The organism is Bifidobacterium sp. ESL0732 (assembly GCF_029395535.1).
Taxonomy (GTDB): Bacteria; Actinomycetota; Actinomycetes; order Actinomycetales; family Bifidobacteriaceae; genus Bifidobacterium.
The window spans coordinates 355017-367958 of record NZ_CP113920.1 but is presented as its reverse complement, the minus strand read 5'-3'; the positions used below and the strand labels follow the sequence as shown (position 1 = coordinate 367958).

The 12942-nt window shown below is 58.9% G+C and carries 10 protein-coding genes; 1 reads left to right on the top strand and 9 read right to left on the bottom strand.

Annotated features, from left to right (window positions below):
- Window positions 1-129 precede the first annotated feature (129 nt).
- The 8 genes from gatB to rmuC all read right to left on the bottom strand — a co-directional run bounded on the left by gatB (window position 130) and on the right by rmuC (window position 8838).
- Complete coding sequence (gene gatB, locus OZX70_RS01230; RefSeq protein ID WP_277181357.1) at window positions 130-1629, bottom strand: Asp-tRNA(Asn)/Glu-tRNA(Gln) amidotransferase subunit GatB; 1500 nt, start codon at window positions 1627-1629, stop codon at window positions 130-132.
- A 24-nt stretch (window positions 1630-1653) separates the two neighbouring features.
- Window positions 1654-3192, bottom strand: a complete 1539-nt coding sequence (gene gatA / locus OZX70_RS01225; protein WP_277181355.1) for an Asp-tRNA(Asn)/Glu-tRNA(Gln) amidotransferase subunit GatA — start codon at window positions 3190-3192, stop codon at window positions 1654-1656.
- Complete coding sequence (gatC, locus tag OZX70_RS01220; protein ID WP_277181353.1) at window positions 3192-3491, bottom strand: Asp-tRNA(Asn)/Glu-tRNA(Gln) amidotransferase subunit GatC; 300 nt, start codon at window positions 3489-3491, stop codon at window positions 3192-3194. Before gatC ends, gatA begins: the two co-directional genes overlap by 1 nt.
- 318 nt (window positions 3492-3809) lie before the next feature.
- Complete coding sequence (locus tag OZX70_RS01215) at window positions 3810-4754, bottom strand: hypothetical protein (protein ID WP_277181351.1); 945 nt, start codon at window positions 4752-4754, stop codon at window positions 3810-3812.
- Window positions 4751-5791 (bottom strand): ATP-binding cassette domain-containing protein, encoded by a 1041-nt coding sequence (locus OZX70_RS01210; RefSeq protein WP_277181349.1) that lies wholly within the window; start codon window positions 5789-5791, stop codon window positions 4751-4753. The genes OZX70_RS01215 and OZX70_RS01210 overlap by 4 nt, the downstream gene beginning before the upstream one ends.
- Before the next feature lie 148 nt (window positions 5792-5939).
- A complete protein-coding gene (locus OZX70_RS01205; protein ID WP_277181346.1) occupies window positions 5940-6731 on the bottom strand; it encodes a TrmH family RNA methyltransferase in 792 nt (263 codons plus the stop codon).
- A 1-nt stretch (window position 6732) separates the two neighbouring features.
- A complete protein-coding gene (locus OZX70_RS01200; protein WP_277181344.1) occupies window positions 6733-7359 on the bottom strand; it encodes an orotate phosphoribosyltransferase in 627 nt (208 codons plus the stop codon).
- Window positions 7360-7473: 114 nt separating this feature from the next.
- Entirely contained in the window at window positions 7474-8838 is a 1365-nt protein-coding gene (gene rmuC, locus OZX70_RS01195) for a DNA recombination protein RmuC (protein ID WP_277181342.1), read from the bottom strand.
- A gap of 134 nt (window positions 8839-8972) precedes the next feature.
- Between rmuC and OZX70_RS01190 the strand changes: the two genes are divergently transcribed.
- On the top strand, window positions 8973-10004 hold the full coding sequence (locus OZX70_RS01190; protein ID WP_277181340.1) for a hypothetical protein: 1032 nt from the start codon (window positions 8973-8975) through the stop codon (window positions 10002-10004).
- Between the two features lie 177 nt (window positions 10005-10181).
- On the opposite strand, the gene clpB is transcribed toward OZX70_RS01190, so the two are convergent.
- Window positions 10182-12815 (bottom strand): ATP-dependent chaperone ClpB, encoded by a 2634-nt coding sequence (gene clpB, locus OZX70_RS01185; protein ID WP_277181338.1) that lies wholly within the window; start codon window positions 12813-12815, stop codon window positions 10182-10184.
- Window positions 12816-12942: the final 127 nt, after the last annotated feature.

The following is a 12942-nucleotide window of genomic DNA, read 5'->3' as shown; positions in this document are numbered from 1 at the left end:
CCTCGGCTACCGGAAGTCCACTGGGCTTGGGCTAAAGCTCACACGCGGAATCTCGCGATTCCGCCTTCGCGCTCGTACATCGCGCTCACTAAGCCTACGGGGAACCCACTGGGTTCCCCGCTTAACGGCTCAGCCTTTCATTTTCTTGATGACCAGAGCGCTGACGGCCTTGGCATCGGCCTGACCGTGAGTGGCGCGCATGACGGCACCGATGATGGCGCCCATCGGCTTCATGTTGCCGCTCTTGAGCTTTTCGGCCACGTCCGGGTTGGCGGCAAGGGCTTCGTCAATCGCCTTGTCGAGCGCGCCGTCGTCGGAGACGACCTGATAGTTGTGCTTCTTCACGACTTCGTCAGGCGTACCCTCGCCAGCCAAGACGCCAGTGACGGTCTGCTTGGCGAGCTTGTCGTTGAGTTTGCCCGCAGCAACGAGCTTCTCGACCTCAGCCACATCGGCCGGAGTGATCGGCAGCTCTTCAAGCGAAACACTGCGTTCGTTGGCGACGCGCGAAATCTCGCCAAGCCACCACTTGCGGGCGCCGGCGGCCGTAGCGCCGTCCTTGACGGTCTCCTCGACCAAATCAAGCGCGTCGGCGTTGATGAGGTCGCGCATCTCCAGATCGCTGAGCTTCCATTCCTTTTGCAGGCGGGCACGACGCTCGCGCGGCATCTCCGGCATGGTCTTGGCGATCTCGTCGATGTGATCCTGCGTGATATGCAGCATCACGAGGTCCGGGTCAGGGAAGTAACGGTAATCGTTCGCATCGGACTTCACACGGCCGCCAGCGGTGGTCTGCGTGGCCTCGTCCCAGTGGCGGGTCTCCTGAAGGATCTCGCCGCCCTCGTCGAGGATGGCCGCCTGACGGCGAATCTCGTACTGCAAGGTCTTCTTGATGCCACGGAACGTGTTGACGTTCTTGGTCTCCGAACGGGTGCCGAGCTTGGTGGTGCCCTTCTTGCGCAACGAGATATTGACGTCGGCACGCATATTGCCCTGCTCCATGCGGCCGTGGGAAATGCCCAAGGCACGCACGATGTCGCGGATGGCGCGCATGTAGGCGTCCGCGATCTCCGGAACGCGGTCGCCGCCGCCCTCGACGGGCTTGGTGACGATCTCGATCAGCGGGACGCCGGCGCGGTTGTAGTCGACCAGCGAGTGGTCCGCGCCCTCGATACGGCCGTCGGCGCCGCCCACGTGGGTGTTCTTGCCGGCGTCGTCCTCGATGTGTGCACGCTCGATCGGCACGCGGAACGTGCTGCCGTCGTCCAGCTCGACGTCGAGGTAGCCGTTGCCGTTGGTCGGCTTGTCGAACTGCGAGATCTGATAGTCACGCGGCATGTCGGGGTAGAAGTAGTTCTTGCGGGCAAACTGGCTCCACTCGTTGATCTGGCAGTGCAACGCCAGACCCAGCTTGATCGCGAAGTCTACGGCAGTCTTGTTGACCACCGGCAGGCTTCCGGGCAGGCCGAGACTCACCGGGGTGAGTTCCGTGTTCGGCTCCGCGCCGAACTCCTCGTGCGCCGGGCAGAACAGCTTGGTCTGCGTGCACAGCTCGACGTGGGTTTCCAGACCGAATACCGGGTCAAATTCCTTGACGGCATCGGAATACTTCATCAATTTTTCAGCCATGATTTGTTTCTCCTTGCCGTCCGATTACTTTGCGCTCTTGAGCCACGGGGTCTTGAGGCTCTGCCAGACCGGGCCGCCCCACTGCTCCTCGAGAGCCGCCTCGAGCGCGGCGGCAGGCTTGTACATCTGCTCGTCGTGCTTCTGCGGGGCCATAAATTGGAAGCCCACGGGCAAGCCGTCGTCGGAAAGCCCGGCGGGGATGCTCATCGCAGGCGTTCCGGCCATGTTCGCCGGAATCGTGGCGACATCGCTCATGTACATCGTCAGCGGGTCGTTCATCTTCTCACCGAACTTGAACGCGGTGGTCGGGCTCGTCGGCGCAACCAGCACGTCGGCCTTCTCGAACGCCTTGTTGAAGTCGTCGATGATCAGAGTACGGACCTTCTGCGCCGAGCCGTACCACGCATCGTAGTAACCGGCGGAAAGAGCATAGATACCGAGGATGATACGGCGCTTGACCTCGTCGCCGAAACCGGCCTCACGGGTGTAGGCCATCATGTTGGCGGCCGTCTGTGGCACACCTTCTGGCGGCATCACACGCAGGCCATAACGCATGCCATCGTAACGGGCCAGATTGGAGCTGACCTCGGAAGGCATGATGATGTAGTAGGCGGCAAGCGCGTAATCGAAGTGCGGGCAATCGACCTCGACCACTTCGGCTCCCATACCTTGCAAGAGCTTGACACCCTCGTTGAAGCGGGCCTCGACGCCGGGCTGATAGCCGTCGCCACTCAGCTGCTTGACAAGGCCAACGCGCACGCCCTTGAGGTCGCGCTTGTAGCCTTCGCGTGCAGCCTTTGAAATCGGGGGCACATCCATAGGGATAGACGTGGAATCACGTACGTCGTGGCCGCCGACGATCTCCTGCAACAGCGCAGAATCGAGCACATTGCGCGAGACCGGGCCGATCTGGTCGAGCGAGCTCGCCATCGCGATCGCGCCGAAACGGGAGACGCCGCCATAGGTGGGTTTGACGCCGACCGTGCCGGTCAGGCTGCCGGGCTGACGAATCGAGCCGCCAGTGTCGGTGCCGAGCGCGAGCGGAGCCTCGAAGGCGGCGACCGCCGAAGCGGAGCCACCGCCGGAACCGCCGGGCACGCGGGAGGTGTCCCAAGGATTGTGGGTCGGGCCGAACGCGGAATGCTCCGTGGAGGAACCCTGTGCGAACTCATCAAGGTTGGTCTTGCCAAGCAACGGCATGCCGGCGGCCTTGAGCTTGGTGATGACCGTGGCGTCGTACGGCGGAATCCAGCCCTCGAGGATCTTGGATGCAGCAGTGGTCTCGATGCCCTTGGTGACGATCATGTCCTTGATAGCGATCGGCACACCAGCGAGCTCCGGCAAGCCCTCGGTCTCGCCAGCGGCATTCTTCTTGTCGAAGGCGTCGGCCTGAGCGCGCGCCTCATCGGCGGAGACATGCAGGAACGCATGCAGGTCAGGCTCGGCGGCGTCGATGACATTCAGTTCGGCGTCGACCAACTCACGGCTGGAGACTTCCTTGTTGCGAATCTTCTCCGCCATCTGCGCGGCGGTGAGCTTCACTAGTTCGTTTGCTTCGGCCATCAGGCTTCACCTCCGAGGATTCGCGGTGCGACGAACATACCGTCTTCCGTGGCGGGAGCGCCGGAAAGCGCTTCTTCACGGGTCAGCGGTTTTTCGGGGATGTCGGGGCGAAGGTACGCCTCAAGCGGAACCGGATTGGCAGTGGGTTCGACGTCGTCGGACGCGACTTCCTGCACCTTGTTGATGGAATCGGCGATGACGTTCAACTCGCCTTGCATGCGGGTCGCTTCCTCGTCGGTGAGCGCAATTTGGGCCAATTGCCCCAGATGCTCGACTGTATCTCTTGTGAAAGTAGGCATAACCTTAATTGTATGAGTCGTCTGTGACGTTCAGGTGACGTGTTCTGGGCACCGACGCCACCTGCCAAACCCGCCAACGTCCACAATGTTCGTCACAACCGTCATCAACCGGACAATCCTGTTAGAAACAAGGCAATCTATTAGAAAACGTACATTTTCAAGATAAAAAGTATCCGTTTTCTCGCAGGATTGTCTTGTTACTCGCACAAGGTCGCGGCAGACGGCTGAGAATATCCGCATATCGAAAGTCCCGCACGCTGCGAATGGCAGCATGCGGGACTTTTCAATGAACCCGACGATTCTGGTAAAGCGATGGGCTCACTTCACGTCGCGACGACGCACAATAAGCGTGCCGATGACATAGAAAACGACGGCCCACGCGAGCATGATCAGGCCACTCTGCCACCAGCCCGGAACCGGCCAGCCCTTCGGTACCATGCCGGCCTCAACCTCACCGGTCTGGCCCGACAGGAACTTGTTGACCAATGTGGAGGGCATCAGCTGCGAGCACCAGTTGGCCCAGAGCATGTGCTTTGAGAGGCTGGAGATGATGCCGAAAATCGTAATGGCCATCGTATAGATGAGAACGAAGACGACCACACCGCCGGCCGTCGAACGAATCATGGCGCCCAGGCCGAGCGCGAATTCGGCGACCAGTACCGTTATCACCGCGCCGCCGAGAATCACAATCAATGGCAGCCAACGTTCCTTGGAGGCCAGCGGCGTCTGCTTTGCACCCGCGAACATGGCCTCGACCAAACCCCATGAGATGAGCAGAATTACCAGCGAAAGTACAAAGGAGTAGATGGCCACCGCAACGGCCTTGGCATTCATGAACATCACACGCCGCGGATTGACGACCAGCGACATCTGCACCGAGGAAGTGGCGTATTCGCCGGTCACCGCAAGAATGGCAACGACGCTGATCAGGATGATGGCGAAGGCGATACTCTGAGAAACGCACTGGAACATGACCGAGCGCGGAATAGGCATGGCCGTCGCCATCCACTTGCCCTTCTCGTCATAATGGCTCTCCTGCCTGATGCTGAAAGCAAACAGCGCAGAGAAACCGACCATCGACAGGACGGCGAAGGCCGAAAGCCACCACGTCGAGGCAATGCTGCGCAACTTCAACAGTTCTGAACGCACACTGCCGAAGAAACTCAGACGGGCGTGAGACATGCTGCGGTTGACGGCGTAGCCTGCGCCGCCGGCTTGGGAGGAGGAAGGCATGTTCGGATTCATGATATTGGTCTCGTTCATCGTGCTTGCTCTCCCCCGTTAACCTGTATATTTCCAGCGTTTCCGACGCTGCTGCCGTTGCCGGCCATACCCTGCGACACATACTGAATCGGCTGCTCACCGGGAAGTTCCTTGGCTGCGTACTGCACCTGCGAATGGGTGAGCGCCATGTAGGCTTCCTCGAGCGAGACTTTTTCTTCGACAAGCTCGTAGGTAATCAATTGCGCTCGAGCGAATACCTGTGCGACGGACTTGAGGTCGGCTCCGTTGATACGGAAGACCTCGCCTTCACGCGGGTCAGACGCCGTGCGCGCTTCGGTACGGACCTGAACCTCAGGAGCGGAGGCGAAAATAGCCTGCAGTTTCTGCGGTTCCGGGGTGACCACGCGGATCGAATGACCGGAGTGCTCGGTGACAAAATCGTTGACCGTCGTCGTCTCCAAGACCTTGCCCTGGCCGATGATGACCAGGTTGTCGGCGGTCAGCGCGACCTCGCTCATCAGGTGGGAGCTCAGCAGTACCGCGCGGCCTTGGCTCGCATAGAACTTGCAAAGCTCACGCACCCATTTCACGCCTTCAGGGTCGAGGCCGTTGACCGGCTCGTCGAGTACGAGGTTGTGCGGGTCGCCCAGCAACGCCGCCGCGATGGAAAGCCGCTGGCTCATTCCCAGCGAAAAGCCGCCGGCCTTGCGTTTCCTGACGCTTTCCAAACCGGTGAAATCGATGACCTCGTCGACGCGGCGCTTGGAAATACCGTTGGTAAGCGCCAACGAAAGCAGATGATTGTAAGCGGAACGATTTTTATGGGCCGATTTGGCGTCAAGCACGGCACCGACGTTCGTCATCGGTGCACGGGACTTGCGGAAGTCGCTGCCGTCGATCAGCACTTTTCCGGAATCGGACGAAATCAGCCCGAGCGCGGCCCTCATCGTCGTTGATTTGCCGGCTCCGTTGGGGCCGAGGAACCCAGTCACTTTCCCGTCAGGGGCGGTGAAGCTGACACTGTCAAGCGCGGTTTTGGAACCGAACCGTTTGCTCAGGTTAGTTATTTCTATCATGATTTCAAAGGTACCATGCACGCGTCGCGGTCAGCATCGACCTCGGGGATGATTCAGGGTATATTCAGGGACGATTCAGGGTAAAACCGCATTACACATTACAGCAAACCCGGTTCGGGTGACAGCTCCGTTACTGCACAATCCGCAATCAGGCAGTCAGATGCTGGGAGATCCAGCAGTGCATCGAGACCGCGGCGGCGGCACCGGCGTTGATTGAACGCACCGAGCCGAACTGGGAGATATAGACCACGTCATCGGCGAGTTCGAGCGCACGTTGGGAAAGTCCAGGGCCTTCGGCACCGAAAAGCATCAGGCAACGGTTCGGGAAGCGGTAGGTTTCGATAGGGACGGCGCCGGGAATGATGTCAAGCGCGATGATGCGCGAGGCTTTGGCGTCTTCGGCGATGCGGTGATAGCGGGCCTTGTCCACACGGAATTCGGCCTTGGCTTCGTCAGCCTGCGCCTGTTTGATTTCCTCAGCGATTTCCTGTTTCCAGCTTGCCACCAGTTCCTCGATCGAAGGATGATGATCGACGTGCTGGTAAAGCTCGGTCATCAAGGCACCCTTGCGATTCCACTTATGCGGTCCAACGATGTGAACCTTGCGGGCGGCGAAAGCATTGGCCGTGCGCACCATGGAACCGATGTTGAAATCATGTGTCCAGTTTTCGACGGCCACATCGAAACCATGACGGCCCTGCTTGTCAAGGTCGGCCTTAATGGCTTCGACCGACCAATAGCGGAATCGGTCGAGCACATTGCGGCGGTCGCCGTTATCAAGCAGTTCCGAATCGTAGCGCGCGTCGAAATTGGGCGACTGTGGATCGTCGGGGCGAGGTTCATTCGGGTGGGTTTCAGACCACGGACCGACGCCGATCTCGCGGAAAACCGGCTCGCCCGAAGCCTGAGCTGCGGCGGTTATCGGATTCGGTTCACGCATATCAGTTGGCCTTCTTCGCTGTAGAAGAAGTGCTGTCACGCAATTCATCCTCATCAAAGGCCCTCACAAACGGGAGATTGCGATCTTCTCCGGAAACAGGATTGATGACTTTGATGCTGCTCGTATCGGCATTGCCACCACTCACCCCGCCGATAAGCGAGGCGATGGCGACGACTTGAGCGCCTTCATGCTCCACGACGCTGAAATCGAGGCTCAGCTCGTTGCCATTGCGCAGGGTGACCAGCGATGAAGTCTGTACATACGACTTTTCGGAGAGCCAGGAGTCCAGAAGCACCACGCGTTTGCCAGAAATCGACGGACCCTTGATCGATGGATAAACGAAATCCATCACGAAACCATCAATCTCGCGGCCGCGGGCATGGGCCGCATGCATCACTGCCGTCACCATCGGCACAGCGGCAGCGGTCAATGCGCCGACCGCATCGAAATCATCAAGAGTAAAGCCACGTTGCTCCAACGCATCGAGCAAAGCGTCACCGATCAGCTCGAAACCGTGCGCATCAAGGCTCACTGCAAACAACTCGTTGAACGGCTTATCGGCCATGGACGCGCGCAACAGTTCACCAAGCTCGTTACTTCGAGCGACCGCTTTATCCTCGGTACTCATTGGCACTCCTACTCTCTACATCAACCCAACCTATATTAATGGCCTGCTCGCCAGATGCCGCCCAACAATGCCATAAAAAATCATGATTTTCTGCGCTGCTCCGACATTACGATCCTATTCGTCGGACGATTGCCCTTGCTCCTCCGACTCCAGATTCAGCTCGGGCGCAGTCAGCTCATGGACGTCGGTCTTGTCGGAATCAACCATTTCGACCGGGTCGATGACCTTGCTCGAATCAATCTTCTGCATTTTACGCGCAGTGACCAACACACGCGACTCGAGCGACGAAGCAAAAGCGTTATACGCCGAAACCGTGCGGGTGATGGAATGGCCGAGTTTATTGGCTTTGTCGCCCAAAACAGCGAACCGCTCATAGAGTTCACGCGAGAGATCGAAGAGCATCTTGGCATCGTCGGTCAAACTCTGCTGCTGCCAGGCAAAAGCGACCGACTTCAGCACGGCCCACAATGTGACCGGCGAAGTCAACGCCACCTTACGCGCGAAGGCATCATCCATCAAGGTCGGGTCGACTTTCAGCGCAGCCTCCAACAAGGCATCGTTGGGAATGAAGGCGATAACGAAATCGGGAGTGGTGTCGAAAGCATTCCAATAGGCTTTGTCTCCCAAGGTCTTGACGTGATCGCGCAACGCCTTGGCATGGGCCTGCAGCAACTGGTCACGCCGCTTGAGCTCGTCTTCGGAGGCGGTATCAGGAATCTCGCAGGCACGCTGGTAATCGGAATACGGGGCTTTGGCATCGATGGGAATGGTCTTGCCGCCAGGCAGATAGACCACCATATCCGGCCGCTGCACACGACCTTCCGAATCGGTGACAACCACCTGTGTATCGAAATCAACATGTTCCAAGAGCCCTGCGGACTCGACGATGTTGCGCAGTTGCGCCTCGCCCCACGCACCACGTACCTTATTATTACGCAACGCAGCCGAAAGCGAACTCGTTTCCTTATCCAAACGGGTCTGCTGATCGTTCAATCCCTTGAGCTGCTGGCCCAAGGCGCCCATCTCGTGCTTGCGGCCTTCCTCGATCTGGGTGACCTTCTGCTGCAAGGCATCGAGGTTCTTCTGAACGGGCGCGAGTGCCGAAAGCACCTTGCTCTGTTCGGCCATCGCCTTGGCCTGCTCCTGCCGCTTGCGCTCGGCTGCCTCACGCTCCTGCTCCTGCTGCCGCTGCACACGAAGCTGCTCGGCCTGCTGAGCCTGCGCCAATTGCGATTTGACGAACGCGAGCTGCTGGTTCAGCCCCTCGCACTGCGTTCGGTATTGCGCGGCCTGCGTGGTGAGCTCTCCTATCTGCCGCCGAAGCTGGTCGTTTTGCGCCTGCGCCTCTTCGGTATCGGTGTTTTTGACGGTCCGCGCAGATTCCTGCCCCTTGGATTTGCCCAGCACAAAACCGGCCACCAGCCCCAGCGCCGCTGCAAGGATGACCAATATAATTGCCACAACAGGATTTTCGAACATATGTTCTATTACACAGGACGCTATGGACGAGGTTTGAAAGACACGACTGTGCGTACATCTCGTGTCAATCAACGCGCCGATGTGGATATCGGTGCGAGTTGCTGGGATGATGAAAGGGCAATCAAGGAGGAACCGTGGGATTCGACTTATTCATGGGCGGTTTGGCAGTGGTGGCGGCCGCGTTGGCAACATGGCTCATCATCCTCTATTTCCGTTCCCCCACGTCAGCACAATCGTCGGTCGAAATAGCACTGCACGGGCTGCGAAATCCCAACCCTTCGTCTGCTGACCGCTCGGCACCGGCAATAAACGCAACCGACGACGGAAACGCAGCCGACAAGCAAACCGGACAGGCCACGGTAGAAACCGGAGAGACCAAAACCCAGATTTCGCGCATTTCCCGGATGTTGATTCTCGCCATTGTGCTCACCGCAGTCGTTTTCATTCCTTCGCTGCTGAGCCGTTTCAGCACTTCCGTTGCGTCCACCTGGCTGGTCAATCCCTGGCTGCAAGCCATTTTGACCACACCGACAATGTTCTGGTGCGGCGCTCCGATTCACCGCGAAGGCTGGCACGCGCTAAGGCGTCGCAACCCCGATGTCAATTCGTTGATTTCGTTGGGAGCCACAGGAGCCTTTATTTATAGTCTTGCTATTTGCGTGGCCGGAAACCAATTCCCGGAAGGCTCACGGCGTTCCTACTTCAGCGGGGTCAATGTCATCATCGCCTTGGCCTTAGCCATTGAACTGGTTCAACTGTTGATTCTCCGCGATGTCGAAAAATCGCAAAATCTGATAGCGGCATCACAGGCAGCGCCGGAAGCGGCGAAAGTCCGTACGTCTAATGAGGGCTCACCTTCATCATCTCAAGGCTCGGGCATCAACGCAAACGCCACTACCCGATCCATCGCCGACCGCGCTTTCGATACGCTCATCGCCGGCATCAGAAAACTCACACATTTCACCCGCATTTTCGTCATCACCGTCATCATCATCGCGGTCTGGGCGTTCGCACTGTTGCTGGTCTTCGGCCCACAGCCACGCCTGACCTTTGCGCTGTTCGGCGGGGTTGGCGTATTGGTCATCGCCGGGTTCATCCTCGCGATTCTCGCGCTCATCCTTATTATTAATGGACGCAGAAAAGCGCAACACAACAATATCAATTGAGAAAAACAGACCGGAAACGTTTCGTCATAACCCTACGAAAATAATAGAAGAGCCGGACCATCGCATTGCTGCGACAGCCCGGCTCTTATACCAGACGATTATTGTCTATCGATTATTGAGACCGTTGCGGAACGCTTTCACTTACTTGCGTTCCGCAACCAGTTTCACACCGTCAAATCACTTGTCTTCGTGATCCTCGGCAAGTGGATCCTCGGGCATCGTGCTCAGCTCGAGGTGATCGCCGCCGGTCTGGTCGACCAGAACGGTGTCGCCGTCGTGGACCTTGCCACTCAACAGCATCTTGGCCATCTGGTCGCCGACCTCGGTCTGCACCAAGCGACGCAACGGACGAGCGCCGTAAGCCGGGTCGTAACCGGCGTTGGCGAGCCATTCCTTCGCGGCCTTGGTGACGTCGAGCGTGATGCGGCGGTCAGTCAGGCGAGAGGCAACCTGCTGCACCTGAATGTCGACAATCTGGCCCAGCTCCTCGCGGGTGAGCGGATGGAAGATGACTATTTCGTCGAGACGATTGATGAATTCCGGCTTGAATTGCGCATGGACTGCATCCATCACCGCGTTCTTCTTCGCCTCATCATCCAGATCGGGCTGCACCAGGAACTGCGAACCGAGGTTCGAAGTCATGATCAGAATCGTGTTCTTGAAGTCCACGGTCCGGCCCTGACCGTCGGTCAAACGGCCATCATCAAGTACCTGCAGGAGGATATCGAAGACCTCAGGATTCGCCTTCTCTACCTCGTCAAACAGCACGACGGAGTAAGGACGACGCCGCACAGCCTCGGTGAGCTGCCCGCCCTCTTCGTAACCGACGTAGCCGGGCGCTGCACCAATCAGGCGAGTCACAGATCCCTTGTCCATGTACTCGCTCATGTCGATACGCACCATGGCCTTCTCGTCGTCGAAGAGGAAGTCCGCCAATGCCTTGGCGAGCTCCGTCTTGCCGACGCCGGTCGGACCCAGGAAGAGGAACGAGCCTGTCGGACGGTTCGGGTCGGAGATGCCGGCACGGGAGCGCCGCACCGCATCCGAAACCGCTTGAATGGCTTCTTTCTGGCCGATGACGCGCTTACCGAGGAACTTCTCCATATTCAGCAGCTTCTCGTTTTCGCCTTGCATCAGGCGGCCGACAGGAATACCGGTCCATTCGGAGACAATGCCGGCCACCGAATCGGCGTCGACATGGTCGGGAACCATCGGCTCGGTCTCCTGACCGTCCGAATTCTCCTCGTCCGCGGCCTGTTCCGCCAGATCCAACTGCTTCTGAATCGCTGGAACCTCGCCGTAAAGAATCTTGCTGGCCTTCTCCAAATCGCCCTCGCGGGTGTACTTGTCGGCCTGCACTTTCTTGGCGTCGAGCTGGGCACGCAGGTCGCCGACCTTGTTGTGGCCGGCCTTTTCGGCGTCCCAACGGGTCTTTAGACCCGAAAGCTTCTCGCGGGTGTCCGCCAAATCGCTCTGCAGCTTCTTCAAGCGGTCCTTGCTGGCAGGATCCTCGGCCTTCTTCAGCTGCATCTCCTCCATCTCGAGACGCGTCTCACGGCGCTGCAGCTCATCGATCTCCTCAGGCTGCGAATCGAGCTCCATGCGCAGGTGCGCCGCCGCCTCGTCGACCAAGTCGATGGCCTTGTCGGGCAGCTGACGGCCAGAAATGTAACGGTTCGAAAGCGTCGCCGCGGCCACCAGCGCATCATCGCCGATGGTCACCTTGTGGTGAGCCTCGTAACGCTGCTTGAGTCCACGCAAAATCGCAATGGTGTCCTCAACGCTCGGCTCGCCGACGAAGACCTGCTGGAAACGACGTTCCAGCGCCGGGTCCTTCTCGATGTTCTCGCGGTATTCGTCGAGCGTGGTCGCGCCGATCAGACGCAGTTCGCCGCGAGCCAGCATGGGCTTGAGCATATTTCCCGCGTCCATCGAGCCCTCGGCCGCACCAGCACCGACGATGGTATGAATCTCGTCGATGAAGGTAATGATCTCGCCGTTCGCGCTCTTGATCTCGTTGAGGACTGCCTTGAGGCGTTCCTCGAACTCGCCACGATACTTCGAACCGGCCACCATCGACCCCAAGTCAAGGCTGATGAGCTTCTTGTTCTGCAAGGTTGTGGGCACGTCGCCCGCGACGATACGCTCCGCCAATCCTTCGACGACGGCGGTCTTGCCAACGCCGGGCTCGCCGATCAGCACCGGGTTGTTCTTGGTACGACGGGAAAGAATCTGCATGACTCGGCGGATCTCCTGGTCACGGCCGATCACCGGGTCGAGCTTCCCCTCCTTCGCCTGAGCAGTCAGGTCGGTGGAATATTTCTCCAACGCCTTGTAGCTGCCTTCGGCATCCGGGCTGGTCACTTTCGCTCCCCCACGCACGCCCGGCACGGCCTTGCGCAACGCCGCAGCGGTCACGCCGTTGTTTTTGAGAATCGTCGCGCCCTCATTGGGCTCGGCGTCGGCAATGCCGATGAGCAGATGCTCGGTGGAGACGTATTCGTCACCCATCTGCTTCATTTCCTTTTCGGCATCAGCCAACGCGGTGGTGAGCTGACGGCTCGCCTGCGGCTGCGAGGTCGAGGACCCGCTCGCGCTCGGCAGCGCGACCAACGCGTTGCGCACCGCGGCGCCAATAGCCTTCGTATCTCCACCGGCAGCCGTAATCAGCCCCGTGACCACACTGTTTTCCTGACGCAGCAACGCATCCATCACGTGCAGGGTATCCACCTGGGGATTGCCCGCCGCCGACGCGCTCTGAATCGCGTCACCGATTGCTTCCTGCGCCATGGTCGTAAATTGTTGTTCCATGTTTTCCTCCGTTTGTTCGCCCTGTTTCCTTCGCAAAATCGCTGGAATTCCAAGGCATATTTCGTTGTCTGCTTAATACAACCACAAACGGAGGGGTTCTATTCCCAAAACTTGAGTCTCTTCGACT

Coding starts and splice junctions, on each gene's coding strand:
- gatB (WP_277181357.1), bottom strand. CDS start 1,629: ATGGCTGAAAAATTGATGAAGTATTCCGATGCCGTCAAGGAATTTGAC.
- gatA (WP_277181355.1), bottom strand. CDS start 3,192: ATGGCCGAAGCAAACGAACTAGTGAAGCTCACCGCCGCGCAGATGGCG.
- gatC (WP_277181353.1), bottom strand. CDS start 3,491: ATGCCTACTTTCACAAGAGATACAGTCGAGCATCTGGGGCAATTGGCC.
- OZX70_RS01215 (WP_277181351.1), bottom strand. CDS start 4,754: ATGAACGAGACCAATATCATGAATCCGAACATGCCTTCCTCCTCCCAA.
- OZX70_RS01210 (WP_277181349.1), bottom strand. CDS start 5,791: ATGATAGAAATAACTAACCTGAGCAAACGGTTCGGTTCCAAAACCGCG.
- OZX70_RS01205 (WP_277181346.1), bottom strand. CDS start 6,731: ATGCGTGAACCGAATCCGATAACCGCCGCAGCTCAGGCTTCGGGCGAG.
- OZX70_RS01200 (WP_277181344.1), bottom strand. CDS start 7,359: ATGAGTACCGAGGATAAAGCGGTCGCTCGAAGTAACGAGCTTGGTGAA.
- rmuC (WP_277181342.1), bottom strand. CDS start 8,838: ATGTTCGAAAATCCTGTTGTGGCAATTATATTGGTCATCCTTGCAGCG.
- clpB (WP_277181338.1), bottom strand. CDS start 12,815: ATGGAACAACAATTTACGACCATGGCGCAGGAAGCAATCGGTGACGCG.